We start from the raw sequence: 21,395 nt of genomic DNA, 5'->3' as shown, positions 1-21,395 counted from the left end.
CCCGCCGCCCCTCATCTCACGGCGTCAAGCGGTCAGCTGCAGCCGCTGGTGGAGCCGCAGCCCTCACAGATGTAGCACGAGCCTGCGCGCTGCATCTTCGTACCGCAGGAGAAACACAGCGGCGCGTCCGCCTGGATGCCCAGCTGCATCTCGACGAGCTCGGCGCTGGTGTGCGCCTGCTGCGGAGCGGGCACCTCGGCCTTCGCCACCGGGGCGGCGACGGCCTTCAGGGTCTCCGTCTGGCGCGGAGCGGACTGGGCCAGGCCCTCCACGTCGACGTCCTCGTCGGCCGGCTCGTACGAACCGGTCTCCAGGTGACGCTGACGCTCCTCGGCGGAGTGGATGCCGAGCGCGGAGCGGGTCTCGAAGGGCAGGAAGTCCAGCGCGAGGCGGCGGAAGATGTAGTCGACGATCGACTGCGCCATCCGCACGTCCGGGTCGTCCGTCATGCCGGCCGGCTCGAAGCGCATGTTCGTGAACTTGGAGACGTACGTCTCCAGGGGCACGCCGTACTGCAGACCGACGGAGACGGCGATGGAGAAGGCGTCCATCATGCCCGCGAGGGTGGAGCCCTGCTTGGACATCTTCAGGAAGACCTCACCGAGACCGTCGTCCGGGTAGGAGTTCGCGGTCATGTAGCCCTCGGCGCCGCCCACCGTGAAGGAGGTGGTGATGCCGGGACGGCCCTTGGGCAGACGCTTGCGGACCGGACGGTACTCGACGACCTTCTCGACGGCCTCGCGGATCGTCGCCTCGGTCTTCTCCGTGACCTCGGCCTTCTCCTCTTCCTTCTTCTTGGCGGAGAGGGGCTGGCCGACCTTGCAGTTGTCGCGGTAGATCGCGAGCGCCTTGACGCCCATCTTCCAGGCCTCGAAGTAGACCTCTTCGACGTCCTCGACGGTCGCCGTCTCCGGCAGGTTGACCGTCTTGGAGAGCGCGCCGGAGATCCACGGCTGGATGGCCGCCATCATGCGGACGTGGCCCATCGCGGAGATGGAGCGCTCACCCATGGCGCAGTCGAAGACCTCGTAGTGCTCGGTCTTCAGGCCCGGGGCGTCGATCACATTGCCGTTCTCGGCGATGTGGGCGACGACCGCCTCGATCTGCTCCTCCTGGTAGCCCAGGCGGCGCAGGGCCTGCGGCACGGTGCCGTTGACGATCTGCATCGAGCCGCCGCCGACGAGCTTCTTGAACTTGACCAGGGCCAGGTCGGGCTCGAGGCCGGTGGTGTCGCAGGACATCGCGAGACCGATGGTGCCGGTGGGGGCGATGACCGAGGCCTGGGAGTTACGGAAACCGTTCTTCTCGCCGAGGCGCTGGACGTCCTGCCAGGCCTCCGTGGCGGCGGCCCAGATCGGGGTGTCCAGGTCGTCCATGCGGACGGCCGTGGCGTTGGCGTCGGCGTGCTGCTTCATGACGCGCTTGTGCGGCTCGGCGTTGCGGGCGTAGCCGTCGTACGGGCCGACGACCGCGGCCAGCTCGGCGGAGCGCTTGTACGAGGTGCCGGTCATCAGCGACGTGATGGCACCGGCGAGGGCGCGGCCGCCGTCGGAGTCGTACGCGTGGCCGGTGGCCATCAGCAGGGCGCCGAGGTTGGCGTAGCCGATGCCGAGCTGGCGGAAGGCGCGGGTGTTCTCGCCGATCTTCTGGGTCGGGAAGTCGGCGAAGCAGATGGAGATGTCCATCGCCGTGATGACCAGCTCGACGACCTTGGCGAAGCGCTCGGACTCGAAGGACTGGTTGCCCTTGCCGTCGTCCTTGAGGAACTTCATCAGGTTCAGCGAGGCGAGGTTGCAGGACGTGTTGTCCAGGTGCATGTACTCGCTGCACGGGTTCGAGCCGTTGATGCGGCCGGACTCCGGGCAGGTGTGCCAGGCGTTGATCGTGTCGTCGTACTGGATGCCCGGGTCGGCGCAGGCCCAGGCGGCCTCGGCCATCTTGCGGAAGAGCGACTTGGCGTCGACCTCCTCGATGACGTCGCCGGTCATCCGGGCGCGGAGGCCGAACTTGCCGCCGGACTCCACGGCCTTCATGAACTCGTCGTTCACGCGGACCGAGTTGTTGGCGTTCTGGTACTGGACGGACGTGATGTCGTCGCCGCCCAGGTCCATGTCGAAGCCCGCGTCGCGCAGCGCGCGGATCTTCTCCTCTTCCTTGACCTTGGTCTCGATGAAGCCCTCGATGTCGGGGTGGTCGACGTCGAGGATGACCATCTTGGCCGCGCGGCGGGTGGCGCCGCCCGACTTGATCGTTCCTGCGGAGGCGTCGGCGCCCCGCATGAAGGAGACCGGACCCGAGGCGTTGCCTCCGGAGGACAGCAGTTCCTTGGAGGAACGGATGCGGGAGAGGTTCAGGCCGGCCCCGGAGCCGCCCTTGAAGATCATGCCCTCTTCCTTGTACCACTCGAGAATCGACTCCATGGAGTCGTCGACCGAGAGGATGAAGCAGGCGGAGACCTGCTGCGGCTGGGGCGTGCCGACGTTGAACCACACCGGCGAGTTGAAGCTGAAGATCTGGTGCAGGAGGGCGTACGCCAGCTCGTGCTCGAAGATCTCGGCGTCCGCGGGGGAGGCGAAGTACTTGTGGTCCTCGCCGGCCTTCCGGTACGTCTGCACGATGCGGTCGATGAGCTGCTTGAGGCTGACCTCACGCTGCGGGGTGCCGACCGCGCCCCGGAAGTACTTGCTCGTGACGATGTTGACCGCGTTCACCGACCAGAAGTCGGGGAACTCGACGCCGCGCTGCTCGAAGTTGACCGAACCGTCGCGCCAGTTGGTCATGACGACGTCACGACGCTCCCAGGCCACCTCGTCGTAAGGGTGCACGCCGGGGGTCGTGTGGATGCGCTCGATGCGCAGGCCCTTGCCGCCCTTGGCTCCCTTGGCGCGGGAACCTCGTGCGGGGCCGCTCGTCGTCTCGGTCATGCCGCCTCCCTGTATCAGGCTAAAACGCCCTGAAGTGCCGCGTTCTTCCCGCAGCACGGTGTGTGTCTTGATGTCGCGAGCGCCCGCGCGGGCACCTCGTGACAGGTCTGGTTGCCGCCGAACCGTCGGCAGGACGGTCAGTCGGCGGCAGTGGCAGGCTGCGGGACTTCTGCAGTCCCTCCGGGCCCGCGGCCGGTCGCGGCACGCTCCGCGCCGGAGCCGTCCGGCGCGCGGTCACCCCGCTCCTCGCACCGGTCCCTCAGCTCCACGATCGCGGCCTCGAAGTCCTCGAGCGAATCGAACGCCCGGTACACGGACGCGAAGCGCAGATAGGCGACGAGGTCGAGCTCCTGCAGCGGGCCGAGTATGGCGAGGCCCACGTCGTGGGTGGTCAGTTCGGCGCTTCCCGTGGCCCGCACCGCTTCCTCGACCCGCTGGCCCAGCTGGGCCAGCGCGTCCTCCGTCACCGGTCGCCCCTGGCACGCCTTGCGGACGCCATTGATGACCTTGGTACGGCTGAAGGGTTCGGTGACGCCGCTGCGCTTGACCACCATCAGTGAGCACGTCTCGACCGTCGTGAAACGGCGCGAGCAGTCCGGGCACTGACGACGCCTGCGGATCGACGTGCCGTCATCCGTGGTGCGGCTGTCGACTACGCGGCTGTCGGGGTGCCTGCAGAAGGGGCAGTGCATGGAACTCCCAACCCTCCTTCATGGCACGACTCACAAGCCTCTGTGGACCCTTGAGGCCCTCGAAGCAGCCCCAAGCATAGGCGATGCCGGAGGTCCCGATGGACCGGGGACCACAACTTCTGGGCTGCGGTCGCAATCCAACCACTAGATCTGGGGTTTGCCGGAAATTTCGACGCCGTCGCGTGTCGCGCCGATCACCCCCGCGCGCCACACCGTCCACCCCTTGCACGCCCTGGGTCCGACCGCACCAACGCCACCCGAGAGGGGTCGGTGCGGGGTTGACGAGGCCGCGGATGGCACTATGAGAGCCTCACTCGACAGGGTTACGACCCCGGCGGTGAAGCGTACCGTAATGAGCCGAAATGCCTTTCGGTCCGCGCGATAGCCATACACCCGGACGCATGATCACGGCAGGCAATCTGCGATTTTTCACTCGAACGTGTGTTTGGCGCAACCTTTCGAAAGCAACTACCGTTGGCTAACTAGGGAGAACATCTCGTAGAGGGGCCGACCGACGTGACCACCACCGCAGACAGCGCCACTATCACTGCCCAGGACCGCTCCCGGAGCCGATTCGAGCCGGTGCATGCCATGAATGACGCAGCCACGAACCAGGAGGGGCCCAAGCCCACTCGCTCCCTGCCGGGCCGACCTCCAGGAATCCGCGCCGACAGCTCCGGGCTCACGGACCGCCAGCGCAGGGTGATCGAGGTCATCAGGGACTCGGTGCAGCGGCGTGGTTACCCGCCGTCGATGCGGGAGATCGGGCAGGCGGTCGGCCTCTCCAGCACTTCTTCGGTGGCGCACCAGCTGATGGCTCTGGAGCGCAAGGGATTCCTGCGCCGCGACCCGCACCGACCGCGGGCGTACGAGGTGCGCGGCTCGGACCAGCCCAGCACCCAGGCCACCGACACGACGGGCAAGCCCGCCGCCTCGTACGTCCCCCTCGTCGGCCGCATCGCCGCGGGTGGTCCCATCCTCGCCGAGGAGTCCGTCGAGGACGTGTTCCCCCTCCCCCGGCAGCTCGTCGGCGACGGTGAGCTGTTCGTCCTGAAGGTCGTCGGCGACTCCATGATCGAGGCCGCGATCTGCGACGGCGACTGGGTGACGGTCCGCCGCCAGCCCGTCGCGGAGAACGGCGACATCGTCGCCGCCATGCTCGACGGCGAAGCCACGGTGAAGCGCTTCAAGCGCGAGGACGGACACGTCTGGCTGCTGCCCCACAACGCCGCGTACCAGCCGATCCCCGGCGACGAGGCGACGATCCTCGGCAAGGTGGTGGCGGTCCTGCGCCGGGTGTGAGCCCTGTGCCCCCGACCGGGCCCCGGAACCCACTGCGCCGGTTCCGGGGCCCTGCTCTGTGCCGTGTGCTCGGGGCTGCTCCCTGGTGCTTCAGAGCTGTCCTGCCCCCTTCACAGGGTGGCAGAGCGTGCCTAGGTGCCGCCCAGGGCGGGCTGAGCCCCCGGGAGAGCGGCGCGGGCATCCAGGTGGCCCCGGGGCTGGCCTCCGGGACGCGCGGGCTCCGAGCGACCCTGTGAAGCCGCTCGCGCGGCGGCTCCGCCCACGGTGACCCCGCCCACGGTGACGCCGCCCGTCTGGTGACGCCCCCCGTCTGATGATGCCGCCCGTCTGGCGACGGCTACGCGCGGTGACAGCACCACGGTGACACCGCGACCCGATGGCGCGGCACCCACCTACGGGGTGGCACCGGCGCGCACCGGACGCGCCCCTCTCCCCCTACTCGTCTACTCGCTCTTCTCCCCGGCCGCAGCGCCCTTCTCCTTGGCCACAGCATCGATCGCCGCCAGTGAGCGGCGCGCCTGATTGCGGTCCGTGGTGTACCAGAAGTCGGGAAGCGATGCCCGCAGATAGCTGCCGTACCGGGCCGTGGCGAGGCGCGGGTCCAGGATCGCGACCACACCGCGGTCCCCCGACGCCCGTACGAGACGGCCGGCGCCCTGCGCCATCAGCAGAGCGGCATGCGTCGCCGCGACCGCCATGAAGCCATTGCCGCCCGCCTCGTCCACCGCCTTCTGGCGGGCGCTCATCAACGGGTCGTCCGGGCGCGGGAACGGGATCTTGTCCATGACGACCAGCTGACAGCTGGTGCCCGGCACGTCGACGCCCTGCCACAGCGAGAGCGTGCCGAAGAGGCAGGTCTGCTCGTCAGCCGCGAAGTTCTTGATCAACTCGCCCAGGGTCTCCTCCCCCTGGAGCAGGATCGGCACGTCGAGGCGCCCGCGCAGCTCCTCGGCCGCCGACTGTGCCGCGCGCATCGAGGAGAACAGGCCGAGCGTGCGCCCGCCCGCGGCCTCGATCAGCTCGGCGAGCTCATCCAGCATGTCCTCGCGCGTGCCGTCGCGTCCCGGGCGGGCCAGGTGCTGGGCGACGTACAGGATGCCCTGCTTGCGGTACTCGAAGGGCGAGCCGACGTCCACGCCCTTCCACACCGGGGTGTCCTCGGCGCGCGTGCCCTCGGGGGCCAGGCCCAGGGACGCCCCCACCCCGTTGAAATCGCCGCCGAGCTTGAGCGTGGCGGACGTGAGGATCACCGAGCGGTCGGTGAAGAGCTTCTCCCGGAGGAGGCCCGACACCGACATGGGGGCCACGCGCAGGGAGGCGCCGAAGCGGTCGTGGCGCTCGTACCAGACGACGTCGTACTCGGAGCCGGTCGTGATGCGCTCGGCCACGTCGTGGATGGTCTCCACGGAGGCCAGGGCCTGCTTGCGGACGGCGTCCTCGTCCTGGACCGACTTGTCGCGGGTGGTGCCGAGCGCGGTGACGACCGTGCGGGCGGCGTCCCGCAGGGCCATCAGCGCGTACGCGAGGTCCTCCGGGATCTCCTCCAGGCGGCCGGGCAGCGCCAGCTCCATCAGCCGCTCGAAGCCCTCGGCGGCCGTCTGGAGCTGGTCCGCGACCTTCTCGTCGACCAGCTTGGCCGCGCGGCGCACCGCGCGGTTGACCTGCCCCGGAGTGAGCTCGCCCGTGGCGACGCCGGTCACCCGGGAGACCAGCTCGTGTGCCTCGTCCACGATCAGCACTTCGTGCTGCGGGAGGACCGGGGCGCCCTCGATCGCGTCGATGGCGAGGAGGGCGTGGTTGGTGACCACGACCTCGGCGAGCTTGGCGCGCTCGCGGGCCGCCTCGGCGAAGCACTCCTGGCCGTACGCGCAGCGGGAGGCGCCCAGGCACTCCCGGGAGGAGACGGACACCTGGGCCCAGGCCCGGTCGGAGACCCCGGGGGTCAGGTCGTCGCGGTCACCGCTCTCGGTCTCGTCCGCCCAGTCCCGCAGGCGCAGCAGGTCCCGGCCGAGCTTGCTGGTGGGGGCCGCCGCCTCGAACTGGTCGAAGAGCCCCTCTTCCTCCTCCTGGGGCACGCCTTCGTGGAGGCGGTGCAGACACAGATAGTTCGACCGGCCCTTGAGCATGGCGAACTGGGGGCGGCGGCGCAGCAGCGGGTGCAGGGCGTCCACCGTCCGCGGCAGGTCCCGCTCCACGAGCTGGCGCTGCAGCGCCAGGGTGGCCGTCGCTACGACGACCCGCTCCCCGTGGGCCAGCGCGGGCACCAGATAGCCGAGGGACTTGCCGGTGCCTGTGCCGGCCTGGACCAGCACGTGGGAACCGTCGTCGATCGCCTCGGCGACGGTCTCGGCCATGGTCACCTGGCCAGGGCGCTCCGTGCCTCCGACAGCGGCGACGGCGGCGTGCAGGAGCTCGGGGAGTGAGGGCTTCGTCATAGCCCGACCACCCTACGGTGCCCCACTGACAACGCCGTCCTCAAGGCTGATGGAGCGGGTTCGGCACGGTCCCGTGAACGGCGGCGTGCGGGCGCTCGGAGCGGTCGCGGTAGCCGTCGAGGTGGAGCCGGTTGCGGTTCAGGCACAGCCGGTCGATACGGGGAGTGAGCAGGTCGAACATCTCGTAGCGCTCCTTGAGCTCGGGAGCGCGGGCCTGGTGGCGCAGGATCTCGGCACGGACGAGGGCCCAGAAGTCGGATTCGGTGACGCCCAGCTGTTCCTCGCACAGCGGCGCCAGGTAGCGGAAGACCCCGACGAAGAGCCCGGCGTGGATGAACTGGGTGAGGAAGGCGGGGGGCTCGGTGAGCAGGATGTCGCGCACGGCGGGCGGCATGGAGTCGTGTTCCGGCACCCGCTTGGCGCTCACGTTCACGTCGTCCACGAAGTCCTTGACCGCGAGCCGTACGGGGACGTCACTGTCGTCGAAAACGACGATGGTGTTCTCACCGTGGGGCGAGAACACCGTGCCGTACCGGTAGAGGAACTGCAGCAGGGGCGGCAGGAGCGCCGTGAACAGATGGCTCAGCCAGACGGTCGGCGTCAGACCGGAGCGTTCGACGAGCTCGGCGACGAGGGCACGCCCCTGTGGGTCGGTGTGCAGCAGACAGGCGAGGGTGCGGGCGCGCTCCCCCGGCGCGAGGTAGCGCGTGAGGGGCTCGCGCCAGATGGCGCCCAGCAGTTCCTTGTATTGATAGGGAACTTCCGGCAACGAGTCGTATACGGGGTGCTCGACGGCTACGGAGGCGACCTCTCCGAGGAGGATGACGCGGCACTCGTCGCGCAGGAACGTGTCGCCATCACGCAATGCGTGCACCCAGGAGGTGACGGCCGGGGCGGCGAGGGTGCGCTCCGTGGGCAGGCCGCGCCAGACGAGGGTGTTGAGGACCGACAGCGGCAATTTGATGGTGTGCCGGTCGGGGCGCGTGGTGTTCAGGAATGTGCGGATGGACTGTTGGGGCAGGCGCAGGTCGCCGTCGGTCGGCAGGGGGACGACCTTCCCGGAGGCGACGGACGGTGCGAAGAGGGGCAGCACGACGTCGTCCCACTGCCACGGGTGCACCGGCAGATAGAGGTACTCCTCCGGATCGAGTCCACGCGCGCGGAGCAGGGCGGCGTAGGACTCCTGCGTGCCGGGGGCGAGTTCGCGGGCGTAGAGCTTGTCGGAGGTGGCCAGCCCGGTCACGCCGCGGTAGCGGGCGAGGCTGGTGTGGACCGCGATCCAGGGGATCGTCGTGCTGGTGCAGGCCTCGGGGGCCCAGTGCCGTGCGTCGGTCGCGGAGAAACCGATGCGGCCCTTGTTGAGGACGAGCCAGGGGTGGCCGGTCTGGTGCCCTTCGAGTTCCGCGTATCCGAGGTCGGCCAGCTGGGCCGCGCTCAGCGCTCCGTGGTCGAGCCGGGTGTCGGCGCTGAGGGTGACGGTCAGTTCGCGGATGAGGTGGCCGAGCGTGGCGCCGTCCAGGCCGAGCGTGCGGCGCGCTGCGGTCAGGAACCGCAGCGGGTCGGTCAGCGCCTGGGGGCCGTCGGCTCCTTCGGCGAGGGCCAGGCTGGCCGGGTCCACCCGCCAGCTGCCGTACGCCCCGCGCCGGGCGCGGAAGGTGAGAAGGGGGCGGGGCTGCTCGTCCGTGGAGGGTTCGTCGAGGTGGAAGCAGTACGCGCCCGAGCCCCCGTCCGCGGGGGCGGGCTCGATGATCTCCTCGTACGCGAACTCACTGATGATCTTGGCGAGCAGGCGTCGGCCTGCCTGCTCCCAGCGGTCGGGTGTCAGCTCCGGCGGGTCGTAGAGCGCGGTGGATTCATGGGGTTCGTGCGGCTCTGAGGGATTCGGCACGGGGACTCCTCTGGGAGGGAACCGGATCGGGTCGGGCGGTGTACGAGAAGTGAGCAGGTCGTGCTGAGCGGGTCAGAGCAGGTCGCGCAGGGCCCGGTCACGGATCATGAGCGCGGCCCGCTTGTCGGGGAGGTCGACCTCGTCAGCGAAGCGGAAGCCGGCGCCGAGGAAGGCAGAGACGGAGGGGGTGTTGCGCAGGTCCGGTTCAGCTACGACACGTGCGCAGGAGGGGCGGTGGTCGAGTACGAGATCGGCGACGGCCCTGAGCAAGGTGCTGCCGAGCCCTCGGCCGCGGTCGGCGGCACCGCCGATCAGGAGGTGAATTCCGGTGTCGTGGGGGCGGGCTGGGTAGTGGCGCGCCAGCGGATCGAGATCGGCACGGTAGATCTCCCAATAACTCATGGGGGTGCCTGCGAGGACACCGAGGCACGGGACGCTGCGCCCGTCTCCGTCGCACTGGGCCCGCAGGTGGGCGTCCGTGACGGAGGGGGGCCCGGCGAGCTCCCAGAACGCGGCGACGGCTGGGTCGTTCATCCACCGGCTGATGAGCGTCAGGTCGTGTTCGGGGCGTACGGGGACGAGGTGGAAGGCGCCGACATCGGTGGCCGCCGGGCCCCAGGCCGCGATGTGGTCGAGGAGGTCCTCCGGTGTCGGGGTGGCCGCCCCGCCTGCCGTCGGGTGCGCGTCGCCGCGGAGGTCGGCTGCCGCGCGGGCCGGTCGCCCGTCGCTGGGGGGAGGCGGCGGGCCGAGTTCGTCGGGCTGCCGCGGGTCGAGGGTCTCTTCGAAGTCCGTCGCGCCCGCGGTGACGGGCTCGGTTCCGGCGTCGGTGCTCGCGTCGGTGGGAGACACGACGTCGCTCCTCTCGGCAGGGGGCGGGTTCAGTGGGGCCGGGCGTGGTCCTCAGGGGTGGGTCATGGCGGGCATGGGGCCGGGCGGCAGGCGAGGTGGAGGGTTCACAGGTGGAGGGGGTTGGCGATGGTGACGTAGACGGATTGGGTGTCGACGGGCCCGACCAGTTCGTCGAGGCCGTGCAGCCGGGTCAGCAGGTTGGCTTTGCAGCGCAGCGTGGGTGAGTCGAGCAGCCGGGCGGGCAGGGGCGTGCGCAGTCGGCCGGGCCCTGAGGCCACATCGGTGAGGAAGCGGCGGAAGGCGGCCAGCAACAGCCGTTCGTCGGCCAGGCGTTGGGATCCGAGGGCGCCGATCAGACCGAGGACGTTGTTGATGCCGAGGTAGTAGGCGAAGCGTTCGTCGGTCACGTCGTCGGAGACGAAGGTGTCGCTGTGCTGCCCGATGCCGGGAAGCCGCTTCTCCAGCTCGGGGCGGCGGGACTCGCGGAAGTAGTAGCCCTGGTTGTCCCGGTAGCGCCCGCCCTTGGGCCAGCCATCGGGGTCGAGCAGCAGCACCGTGTTCTGCTGGTGGGCTTCCAGGGCGACTCCTGCCTCGCTGTCCAGCCACAGCACGGGGCGGACGACGCTTTCGAGGTACCGCAGGAACCACTCGGCGGCGACGGCTCCGCGCGGTCGGCCGGTGCGCCCGGCGAGACGGGTGATGATCTCGGCGAGCCGGGAGCGCATCGGCGGACGGTCCTGCTCCCCGCCCTGACCCGTCGGCCGAGCTGAGACGAGGCCTGCGATGCAGGTGGCGTCGTCGGTGGGGCCGAAGGGGTTGTGCCGGATCATGACGTCGAGCCCGGCGACGGGGTTGCCGTCGGCCCCGGTGACGGCGAGCCAGGCGGGGTCGCGGATCACGTCGAAGCCGGGGTGGGCGGCCTGCCACTGTTCGCCGAGACCGCTGCGCAGCAGGCGGTGGACCTCGACGCCGCGGTGGAGTTCCTTGTGGAGGTTCTCGCGACGGGAGTTGGTGATGCGCAGGCCCAGTGACAGCTTCAGCATGGCCGGGGCGCCGGAGCGGTAGAGGGTGCGTACGGAGGAGGTGGGCGACCAGGGAGTGCCGTGCGGGCCGCAGTCCTTGAGGAGCCCGGCGGCCAGGAGGTCGGCGGCTTCGGGACGGTGCTTGAGTTCCCGCATCTGCCACGGGTGTACGGGGAGCAGGGCGTGGCCGTCCGGCGGGGTCAGGCCGGGCCCGGCCAGGCGGGCGGTGAGCTGCTCGGCCGGGACGGTGCGGCCTCTCTCGGTCCAGGCCGAGGCCATGGCCAGGACGGAGTGATCGACCGCCAGCCAGTGCAGGGGGAAGGAGCCGCGCAGCTCAGGTGAGTAGAGCCGGGATTCGGTGCGGGAGAGACCCTCGCGGCTCTTCGGGGTCGGATGCAGGGGGTGACCGAGAAGGAGGGATTGTTCGGCGGCGAGGAAGAGGTCAGGGGTGTCGTCCAGGTTGTCCCTGCGGTCGGCGAGGAAGTCGGCGGTACGGCGGACGGAGTCGGCGACGCGGGCGACGAGGTCGGCGCCGTCAGCGGAGTCCTGGGGTGCGGGCGTGGAGGTCCTCGGCGCGTCGGGCATCGCGGGTCCGCCCGCGGCTGAGGCCGATCCGGAGAGTGCTCGGGCGGGGCCTGGTCCGGCGGCGTCCGGTACCGGAAGGCCTGTCGGGGGCTGCCGGGTGGGCATGTGGGGGCTGGGCGGCTGGTCCGTGGCGCCCGGGGTCGGCACGGCGGCCTCGGACGCCTTGGTCTCCGGCGTGGTGGCCGTGTCGGTCGCCTTGGTCTCAGGTGCCTCGGCTTCGGACGGGGCTTCCTCAGCCTTCTTGGCCCCCTGCGCTGCGACCTCAGAGGCCCTTGCCTCCGCCGTGGTGGTCTCAGGTGACTGGTGCTCAGGCGACTGAGGCTCAGGTGGCTGGGGAGCCGATGGCGCCGGGGTCGACGTGGTCGGTTCACCCAGCTCCGGTTCCGCTTCCGCCTGTTCCTGGTCGGGCAAGGGGGCGGTGTGCTCAGCACGGGAGGCACGGGAGGCGCCGGAGGCACGTGAGGCGCCGGAGGCACGTGAGGCGCCGGAGGTCTCGGGTCCGGGTGTGCCGCCTCCCTCCGTGGAGGCGTTCTCGCGGCTCAGCAGTGCGGCGACCGTGACCGCGTCGACCGGGGGCGCGGAGTCGGGGCCGTCCTCCAGATAGGGGAGGCCGAAGCGGTGCCAGCCGGTCGGGGACCAGTAGTCGACGGGGACCAGCAGGGCGGTGGCGCTGGCGCGGAGGGGGATGCGGAGGGAGCCGTGGTCGGGCGCGGGGATGGCGTTCTCCCGCACCCAGCAGCGCAGCAGGTTCTCGACGGCGGCGGCCTGGGCGGCGATCTGCGGGTCGGGGTGGTCGAGGAGGTCTGCCGTGGTGTGCGGCAGGCGCTTGGGCTCGTGGGTCCTGCCCTTCTGCTGGGGGACTGTGCCGGACTCCGCAGCCAGCGGGGATTGCGTGCCGCAGGCGCCTGAGGGATGCGGTTGGGGACGGCCGTCGGGTGCGGGGGTGGCGTTCAAGGGGCTTCCTTGCGTGGTGTCGGGCTCCGTGTGGCGACGGGCAGGGGCTGGGCTGGGACGAGGGGTGGGACACGGGGTGCGGTCGGCTGCCACGGAGCAGTCCGGTTCCGTCGTGGTCAACGGAGAAGGGAGGCAGCGGACAGTGGGGCGAGGGAGGCGGTGGCTACCTGTGCTGGGTTCGTGTCGCCGTGGCGAGCGCGTCGGCGAGGCGATCGAGGACGGCGGTCGCCTGTTCGTCGGTGATGGTGAGGGGAGGCAGGAGGCGTACGACACTGGAGTGACGGCCGCCGAGTTCGACGATGAGTCCGCGGCGCAGACACTCGCGCTGCACGGCGGCGGCGAGTTCGGGGGCCGGTGGGTGAGGACGGGATTCCGGAAGGTCGTGCGCGGTGTCGCTCGGGCGCTGATGGGGATCGGCGTGTTCCCCCGACGCGGCCAAGTCGTACTGAGGCGGATGAGGGTGGGCACCTGCGGAGCCGGGCCCTTCGGTGCGGGCATCCCCTTGGCGGGCGGCGGGGAGGGTGCGCGCGGAGCCGGGGTGGGGGCCGTGCGCGGCGGATTCGGGGGCGGTTCCGGGGCGCCCGTCGGCCGCCGCGGGAGGCGGGTCGTCGTATCGGGACGTGCTTCTGGCCCGGCCGAAATCGCGTTCGTTCAGGGCTGGTTGACGACCGCTCGGGTCGACCAGTTCCATGCCGAGCATGAGTCCGCGGCCGCGCACGTCGCCGATGCAGGAGTGCTCATGGGCCAGGGAGCGCAGCCCCGCGAGCATGCGGGTGCCGAGGTCGGCGGCGCGCTCGGCGAGGCGGTTCTCGCGGACGTGGGCCAGGGTCGCCGCGCCCGCGGCCATGGCGAGCTGGTTGCCCCGGAAGGTGCCCGCGTGGGCACCGGGCGGCCAGACGTCGAGGTCGTCGCGGTAGACGACGACGGCGAGGGGCAGGCTGCCACCGATCGCTTTGGAGAGGACGAGGACGTCGGGCGTGACGCCGCTGTGTTCGACGGCCCAGAAGGCACCGGTTCTCCCGACGCCGGTCTGCACTTCGTCCGCGATGAGCGGAATGCCCCGTGCCGCCGTGATGTCGCGCATCCGGCGCATCCAGGCGTCGGGGGCGGGGAGCACGCCGCCCTCCCCCTGCACGGGTTCGACGATCATGCCTGCGGGGGCGGGGACGCCGGACTTGGAGTCGTCCAGGACGCTCTCGGTCCAGCGGGCCGCGAGTTCGGCGCCGCGGGGGCCGCCGATGCCGAAGGGGCAGCGGTAGTCCTGCGGATAGGGCAGGCGCGCCACTCGTACGTCCCGCGCGCCGCCGGATGCTTCGAGCGCCCCCGCCGTCATCCCGTGATACGCGCCGGTGAAGGCGAGGAGCCCTTCGCGCCCGGTGGCGGCGCGCACCAGTTTCAGCGCCGCCTCCACCGCGTCCGTGCCCGCGGGACCGCAGAACTGGACGCGGGCGCGCTCGGCGAAGCCGCGCGGGAGGGTGCGGAACAGCTCGGTGGTGAAGGCGTCCTTGACCGGTGTGGCCAGGTCGAGGACGTGCAGGGGCGCGCCGGAGTCGAGCACCGCGCGGATGGCTTCGAGGACGACGGGATGGTTGTGCCCGAGGGCGAGGGTGCCCGCGCCGGAGAGGCAGTCCAGATAGCGCTGCCCGTCGGCGCCCTCGATCGTCATCCCTCTCGCGCGGACGGGCACGATCGGCAGGGCGCGCGCGTAGGTGCGCGCGGCGGACTCGCGCGCCGATTGACGGCGCAGGATCCCTTCGTGCGCCGCGGACACCATCGCGGGGACAGGCTCGGTCACGGCCACGGCTTTTCGTCCTCCCGCTGGGACTGGGCAGGTGCCCGTCGCATCCGGCCGGGTGCGGCGGGCGAGTTGACGCGGGGGATGAACGCGTGTGGCGTGTCCCCCGTACGTACCAACGACGGTGAGTGCGGGGGATCACGGGTCGACCGAAGATCCTTGCCGTGACGGAACCGTTGCTGTTCCGTCGGCCGTCCCCAACGGCACCGGCATAGTGTGGGGTGCCGTTCATCAGCACCAAGGCGTTCAGAACCCCTGAGCACCGCGGTGTTCAGTGATGACCGGCGCTGCCGCGACAGGCGTACGGAACCCGTACGACATGGCGTACGACGCCATGATGTCCGGCGTTGAGAACAATTCGAAGCCCAGGGGGATTCTCACCATGCGACCCATACGTCCGCTCTTCACCGCTCGTCGTGGGAGGAGCGCGCGCGGCAAGACCTCCCCCGTGGCAGCCGCTGTCGTGCTCGGCGCGGCGCTCGTCCTGACGGCGACGGCCTGTGGTCCCGGCGACGACAAGGACGACTCGTCCGCGTCCCAGCCGGGCGGCAGCGGCGACGGTGACGGCAAGATCCAGCTTCCCGGCGATCTCAAGGACCGGCTCAAGGAGCACGGCATCGACATCGACAAGTGGAAGGACGGCGCCTGGCGCAACTGGGACAAGGACGACTGGCTGCGCGAGGCGGGCGACTTCGTCAACCCGATCATCGAGGGCCTGTGGGACCCGGACCGCATGCGGGACGCCGACAAGAACCCGGACCGGGGCGTCGACGACAACGACATCTCCGGTGACCAGGGCGTGACGGACCCGACCCCGAAGCCGGTCGAGGCGGCGTCCGTGAAGGCGCCGTACCACGACCAGGTCCCCGCGGCCGGGAAGCTGTTCTTCGACGGCCCCGAGGGCTCGATGGTCTGCTCGGCCACGGTCGTCAAGGACCCGAAGAACCCCGGCAAGTCGAACATGGTGTGGACCGCGGGCCACTGCGTCCACGCGGGCGCCAAGGGCGGCTGGTACCGGAACATCGCCTTCGTCCCCTCGTACAACAACGCGGGCAAGGCCACCGCGGACCTCCAGGGTGCACCGAAGGAAGAAGTCGCTCCGTACGGCGTGTGGTGGGGCGACTGGGCGCAGACCTCGGACCAGTGGATCGAGCAGGGCGGCCCGACCGGCGGCAAGGGCGCTCCGTACGACTTCGCGGTGATCCATGTGACGCCGGAGAAGGGCAGCGAGGGCAAGTCCCTGGAGGAGACGGTCGGCAGCGCGCTGCCGGTGGACTTCAACGCTCCGGCCGTGCCGGACATCAAGGACATGACGGCGACGGGCTATCCGGCGGCGCCGCCGTTCGACGGCCAGAATCAGTTCCAGTGCGCGGACAAGCCGGGGCGGCTCTCGATCAGCGAGCCCGACCCGACGATGTACCGCATCGGCTGCACCATGACCGGCGGTTCGTCCGGCGGCGGCTGGGTCGCCGCGGGCAAGGACGGCAAGCCCGCCCTCGTGTCGAACACCTCGATCGGCCCGGTGACGGCCGGCTGGCTGGCGGGTCCGCGCCTGGGTGCCGAGGCCAAGGGCATCTACGACGCGGTCAGCAAGAAGTTCGCGAGCTAGCGGCTCGCGGAGGCGCACGGCACGCGGTGGGTTCGTTCGTGAGGGCGAACCCACCGGCCGGGCGCGACAGTGCCGCTCGGGCTCCGCGGGGGCGCGGCCTGACCGCCGCACGAGCCCCGGTCTCCGCCGGGCCCGGAGCCCGGCCGGACGCAGAGGCCCGGCGCCCGGGCCCGAAGCCCAGCCGCACTCAGGGCCCGGGCGCTCAATCCGGGCCCGGAGCCTGGCCACCGCGCACGCCGCGCATCCGCACCACGCACCCCACGGGCCCTGCACCACGCGCCTCGCGGACCCCGCACAGCCCGCGCCGCAACAGCCCGCGCCCCACGGACCCCGCACAACGCGCCCCCGTGCACACCGCACAGCGCGCCCCACAGACCCCACACCGCACACCCCACAGATCCGCCCGGCGCACCACACAGATCCGCTTTGTACGCGTACGCATCCGTACGTATGCGTACGCCGACGGGGGCGGCGAAACCTTCACGGGCTCGCCGCCGTTCGTCCCCAATTGCACAGGCATAGTGGGAGGCCACGTCGGCCCGGGCGGCGGACGCCGCGCCCACGCCTGACACGCACATGGCAAACACACGTTCCCACGGGGGTTACAGCTCCATGCGTTCCATTCGTGCGCCCTTCGCGCGCGGCCGCGGTCGCCGTACCGCGCTCGCCGTCACCGGGCTCGCCGCGACCCTGGCGCTCACCGCCACGGCCTGCGGGCCGGGCGACGACAAGGCCGGCGACAAGGCCGACTCCGGTACCTCGCAGGGTGCCGACAAGGGGTCCGACTCGGGCGGCGGCGGGCTGCCCGCCGACCTCACCGACCGGCTCAAGGAGCACGGCATCGATCCGGACAAGTGGAAGGACGGTGCCTGGAAGGACTGGAGCAAGGACGACTGGCTGCGCGAGGCCAAGGACTTCGTCAACCCGGTCATAGAGGACCTCTGGAAGCCCGAGCGCATGCGCAAGGCCAAGGACCCGAACAAGACGATCGCGGCGAAGGACGCGGCCGCCGACCAGGGCGCGACCGACCCGGAGCCCGAGCCGGTCGAGGCCGAGCCCGAGAAGACGCCGTACCACGAGCACGCCGCGCCCGTCGGCAAGATCTTCTTCGACTCCCCCGAGGGCTCGATGGTCTGCTCGGGCACGGTCGTGAAGGACCCGCGCAACCCGGGCAAGTCCAACCTCGTGTGGACCGCGGGCCACTGCGTGCATGCGGGCTCGAAGGGCGGCTGGTACCGCAACATCACCTTCGTGCCGGCCTACAACGACCTGGGCAAGTCCGAGGCCGAGCTGAGCAACGCCGCCCCGCAGGAGGTCTCCCCGTACGGCCAGTGGTGGGCGGACTGGGTGTCGACCTCCGGTGAGTGGATCGACCAGGGCGCCGCGTCGGGCGGCGCCGGTGCGCCGTACGACTACGCCGTGCTGCACGTGAAGCCGCAGCAGGGCAGCAAGTCCCTTGAGGAGACGGTCGGCAACGGCCTGGATGTCGACTTCTCGACCCCGTCCGCGCAGAGCGTGGGCTCGATGGGCGCCTGGGGCTACCCGGCCGCGCCGCCGTTCAACGGCCTGACCATGCACAAGTGCATCGGCAAGCCGGGCCGTCTGTCGCTGGACCCGGCGCAGCCGACGATGTACCGCATCGGCTGCACGATGACCGGTGGTTCGTCGGGCGGCGGCTGGTTCCGGCGGGCGAGCGACGGCGAGACCAAGCTCGTGTCCAACACCTCGATCGGCCCGGCGGAGAACACCTGGCTCGCCGGCCCGCAGCTGGGCTCCGGCGCCAAGCAGATCTTCGACATGATGAGCGAGAAGTACGGAGCGCAGTAGGTCCTGGCCTATCGCTGCCGGGCCCGGCCGGTTCACGACCGGGCCCGGCCGCCTTCACAGCAGGCAAGGCCCGGAGCCGCACGCACACGGCGGAGGCCCCGCCCCCTCGGAAGGGGGCGGGGCCTCCGCCGTGTGCGTGCGCGTGCGACGCGGGCGTCAGTGCGCCGCAGGGACGAACGGCGCCAGCTCCGCCGCGAGCTCCTCGTGCACCCGGGCCTTGAGCAGCGTGCCGTCGGCGGTGTGCTCCTCGGAGAGCACCTCTCCGTCGGCGTGCGTGCGGGCGACGAGCTTGCCGTGGGTGTACGGCACGAGGGCCTCGATCTCGACCTCGGGCCGCGGCAGCTCGGCGTCGATGAGCCCGAGCAGCTCCTCGATGCCCGCGCCCGTGCGCGCGGAGACCGCGATCGCGTGCCGCTGCGTGCGCAGCAGTCGCTGGATGGTCAGCGGATCGGCGGCGTCCGCCTTGTTGATCACCACGATCTCGGGGACGTCGGTCGCGCCGACCTCGCGGATCACCTCGCGCACGGCGGCGAGCTGCTCCTCGGGGGCGGGATGCGAGCCGTCGACCACGTGCAGGATCAGATCGGACTCGCCGACCTCCTCCATCGTGGAGCGGAACGCCTCCACCAGGTGGTGCGGCAGGTGCCGGACGAATCCGACGGTGTCCGCCAGGGTGTACAGACGGCCACTCGGCGTCTCGGCCCTGCGGACGGTGGGGTCGAGGGTGGCGAACAGCGCGTTCTCCACCAGGACGCCCGCGCCCGTGAGGCGGTTGAGCAGCGAGGACTTGCCCGCGTTCGTATATCCGGCGATGGCGACCGAGGGGACCTTGTTGCGCTTGCGCTCCTGGCGCTTGATCTCGCGGCCCGTCTTCATCTCCGCGATCTCCCGGCGCATCTTCGCCATCTTCTCGCGGATCCGTCGCCGGTCCGTCTCGATCTTGGTCTCACCGGGGCCACGGGTGGCGAGGCCGCCGCCCTTGCCGCCGCCCATCTGCCGGGACAGCGACTGACCCCAGCCGCGGAGCCTCGGCAGCATGTACTGCATCTGGGCCAGGGCGACCTGGGCCTTGCCCTCTCGGGACTTGGCGTGCTGGGCGAAGATGTCGAGGATCAGGGCGGTCCTGTCGATCACCTTGACCTTGACGACGTCTTCGAGGTGGATCAGCTGGCCGGGGCTCAGCTCACCGTCGCACACGACCGTGTCCGCGCCGGTCTCGAGCACGATGTCCCGCAGCTCCAGGGCCTTGCCGGAGCCGATGTACGTGGCCGGGTCCGGCTTGTCGCGGCGCTGCACGACACCGTCGAGCACGAGGGCGCCCGCCGTCTCCGCGAGGGCGGCCAGCTCGGCGAGGGAGTTGTCCGCGTCCTGAACCGTTCCGGAGGTCCAGACGCCGACGAGGACGACGCGCTCCAGGCGGAGCTGTCGGTACTCGACTTCGGTGACGTCCTCGAGCTCGGTGGAGAGGCCCGCGACGCGGCGCAGCGCCGCACGCTCGGCACGGTCGAACTGCTCGCCGTCCCGTGCTCCGTCGATCTCGTGGCTCCAGGCGACGTCCTCTTCCATCAGGGCATCGGCCCGAAGACCTTCGGGGTAGTTCTGCACGAAGCTCTGTGCGTCCTGGGAAAAGGAAGAAGAGGAGGTCATTGGGTCCTTTACGTCGATGGGAATCCGATGCGGGGCGCCTTGGGGACGGCTACCGTCCCCTGCCGCACCCTGGGTGCGGCGGCGTCTCGCGAGCGACGGCGCCACCCGTCACATCCGACAACGCACACGACCGCCCCGGGATTCCCCGGACCGGACGGAACCGCCCCTGAGATCTCCCCGAGGGGATGTCCCGGACGGGCCGCGCCGTCGACCTGAAGATGGTTGCACGGGACGGCCCGTCTCGTCACCTGGGTTATTGCCACGCCTGCCACCTGGCGAAACGCCGTCCCCCAGGCTGTGCGGGACCTTGATCAGTGGTGGGTGTGCCCGGCGGCGCCCGACCCGCCGCCCGCCCGGCCCGCCTGCTTCTTGCCCGGGGCCTCCGACGTCCAGTCCGGGTGGCCCGGCATCGGCGGTGTCTTGGTGCCGTACAGCCAGGCGGCGAAGAACTCGCGCAGGTCCCGGCCCGATACGTGGGAGGCCAGGCGCGTGAAGTCGGCCGTGGTCGCGGTTCCGTCGCGGTGGGCGCGCACCCACGCGCGCTCCACGCTCTCGAAGGCGGCCCGTCCGATCTCCTGCCGCAGCGCGTAGAGCACCAGCGCGCTGCCGTCGTACACGACGGGCCGGAAGAGGCTGATCTTCTCCCCGGGCTTGGGCGCCTTGGGGGCGGCGGGCGGGCCGCCCGCGGCGCGCCACTGGTCCGAGTACCGGTAGGCCTCGCGCATGCGCGTGCGCAGCTCGTGCCCGGACTTCTCCTCGCCGTAGAGGGCCTCGTACCAGGTGGCGTGCCCTTCGTTGAGCCACAGGTCGGACCAGGTGCGCGGGCTGACGCTGTCGCCGAACCACTGGTGCGCCAGCTCGTGGACCATGATCGTGTCCACGTACCACTCCGGGAACTCGGGCCGCGTGAACAGCTGCTTCTCGAAGAGCGACAGCGTCTGCGTCTCCAGTGCGAAGCCGGTCTGGGCGTCGGCGACGAGCAGGCCGTAGTTCTCGAACGGGTAGCGGCCGACCTTGCCCTCCAGCCACGCGATCTGGCCGGGCGTCTTCTTGAGCCACCGCTCCAGCTTCTTGTGGCCCTTGGTCGGTACGACGTCCCGCATGGGGAGGCCGCGCGGGCCGGTGCGGTGCAGCACCGTGGACCGGCCGATGGAGACCTGCGCCAGCTCGGTGGCCATGGGGTGTTCGGTGCGGTACGCCCACGTGGTGGTGGCCCCGGCGCGCGTCGTGGCCAGTGGGACGCCGTTGGCGACGGCCGTGAGCGCCTTGGGGGCGCTGACGCGGAAGGTGAAGCGGGCCTTGTCGGCCGGGTGGTCGTTGCAGGGGAAGACGCGGTGTGCGGCGTCGGCCTGGTTGGCCATGGCCAGGCCGTCGGCGGTGCGTACCCAGCCGCCCTCTTCCTTGCCGCCGACCGGGTGGCTGGTGTGGCGGACGGTGACCCGCAGGCGCTGGCCGCGCTCCACGCGCGCGTGGGGGGTGACGACGAGGTCTTCGCCGCTGCTGTCGAAGGCGGCGGGCGCGCCGTTGACGTCGACGGAGCGCACCTCGCCCTGCGAGAAGTCGAGGTTGATCCGCTCCAGCGGGGCGGTGGCGCGGGCGTCGATCTTCGTGACCGTGTCGAGCGGCTTGGCGTTGTCCCCGCTGTACGTGAAGGCGATGTCGTACTCCAGGACGTCGTATCCCGGGTTGCCGAGGTGCGGGAAGAGCCGGTCGCCGATGCCGAGCGGGGCGGCGGGCTGCGGGACGCTCGCGGCGAGCAGGGCGGCGGAGGCGGCGGTCGCGAGGAGGGCGATGGCGACGCGCACGGTCTTCGGCCGCGCGGCCGTGGTCCTCGTGGCCTTGGGGCGTGGGGTGAGCAGCATGAAC

Annotated in this window: 12 protein-coding genes; 3 read left to right on the top strand and 9 right to left on the bottom strand. The window is 71.1% G+C overall.

What is annotated here, in order from left to right; translation table 11 throughout:
• Positions 1–32: 32 nt before the first annotated feature.
• A complete protein-coding gene (locus C9F11_RS30045; protein WP_138962195.1) occupies positions 33–2,924 on the bottom strand; it encodes a vitamin B12-dependent ribonucleotide reductase in 2,892 nt (963 codons plus the stop codon).
• Positions 2,925–3,061: 137 nt separating this feature from the next.
• Positions 3,062–3,616, bottom strand: coding sequence for a transcriptional regulator NrdR (gene nrdR, locus C9F11_RS30040; protein ID WP_138962194.1), 555 nt, complete (start codon positions 3,614–3,616; stop codon positions 3,062–3,064).
• Between the two features lie 516 nt (positions 3,617–4,132).
• Between nrdR and lexA the strand changes: the two genes are divergently transcribed.
• The gene (gene lexA, locus C9F11_RS30035) at positions 4,133–4,918 is read left to right on the top strand and encodes a transcriptional repressor LexA (protein WP_138962193.1); all 786 of its coding nucleotides are present in this window, start codon (positions 4,133–4,135) and stop codon (positions 4,916–4,918) included.
• Positions 4,919–5,361: 443 nt separating this feature from the next.
• On the opposite strand, the gene C9F11_RS30030 is transcribed toward lexA, so the two are convergent.
• The 5 genes from C9F11_RS30030 to C9F11_RS30000 all read right to left on the bottom strand — a co-directional run bounded on the left by C9F11_RS30030 (position 5,362) and on the right by C9F11_RS30000 (position 14,425).
• Entirely contained in the window at positions 5,362–7,353 is a 1,992-nt protein-coding gene (locus C9F11_RS30030; protein ID WP_138962192.1) for an ATP-dependent DNA helicase, read from the bottom strand.
• Positions 7,354–7,393: 40 nt separating this feature from the next.
• Positions 7,394–9,241, bottom strand: a complete 1,848-nt coding sequence (locus C9F11_RS30025; RefSeq protein WP_138962191.1) for an IucA/IucC family siderophore biosynthesis protein — start codon at positions 9,239–9,241, stop codon at positions 7,394–7,396.
• 72 nt (positions 9,242–9,313) lie between these two features.
• Entirely contained in the window at positions 9,314–10,090 is a 777-nt protein-coding gene (locus tag C9F11_RS30020) for a GNAT family N-acetyltransferase (protein ID WP_138962190.1), read from the bottom strand.
• Between the two features lie 104 nt (positions 10,091–10,194).
• Complete coding sequence (locus tag C9F11_RS30015; RefSeq protein ID WP_249401929.1) at positions 10,195–12,651, bottom strand: IucA/IucC family protein; 2,457 nt, start codon at positions 12,649–12,651, stop codon at positions 10,195–10,197.
• A gap of 163 nt (positions 12,652–12,814) precedes the next feature.
• Positions 12,815–14,425, bottom strand: coding sequence for a diaminobutyrate--2-oxoglutarate transaminase family protein (locus C9F11_RS30000; protein WP_138967144.1), 1,611 nt, complete (start codon positions 14,423–14,425; stop codon positions 12,815–12,817).
• Between the two features lie 403 nt (positions 14,426–14,828).
• Here C9F11_RS30000 and C9F11_RS29995 point away from each other — a divergent pair, with 403 nt between their 5' ends.
• Together C9F11_RS29995 and C9F11_RS29990 are read left to right on the top strand one after the other, a co-directional pair.
• Entirely contained in the window at positions 14,829–16,055 is a 1,227-nt protein-coding gene (locus C9F11_RS29995; protein WP_138962189.1) for a hypothetical protein, read from the top strand.
• A gap of 612 nt (positions 16,056–16,667) precedes the next feature.
• The gene (locus C9F11_RS29990; RefSeq protein WP_138962188.1) at positions 16,668–17,882 is read left to right on the top strand and encodes a hypothetical protein; all 1,215 of its coding nucleotides are present in this window, start codon (positions 16,668–16,670) and stop codon (positions 17,880–17,882) included.
• A 156-nt stretch (positions 17,883–18,038) separates the two neighbouring features.
• Here C9F11_RS29990 and hflX read toward each other — a convergent pair whose 3' ends face one another.
• Both hflX and C9F11_RS29980 read right to left on the bottom strand, forming a co-directional pair.
• Positions 18,039–19,529 carry a GTPase HflX gene (hflX, locus tag C9F11_RS29985; protein ID WP_138962187.1) on the bottom strand — a complete coding sequence of 497 codons (1,491 nt, stop codon included), beginning with the start codon at positions 19,527–19,529 and terminating at the stop codon, positions 18,039–18,041.
• Between the two features lie 311 nt (positions 19,530–19,840).
• Positions 19,841–21,391 (bottom strand): M1 family metallopeptidase, encoded by a 1,551-nt coding sequence (locus C9F11_RS29980; RefSeq protein WP_138962186.1) that lies wholly within the window; start codon positions 21,389–21,391, stop codon positions 19,841–19,843.
• Positions 21,392–21,395 lie beyond the last annotated feature (4 nt).

The organism is Streptomyces sp. YIM 121038 (assembly GCF_006088715.1).
Lineage (GTDB): Bacteria > Actinomycetota > Actinomycetes > Streptomycetales > Streptomycetaceae > Streptomyces.
Note: the sequence above shows the minus strand (reverse complement) of the source record. Positions and strands in the feature narration are given on the sequence as shown.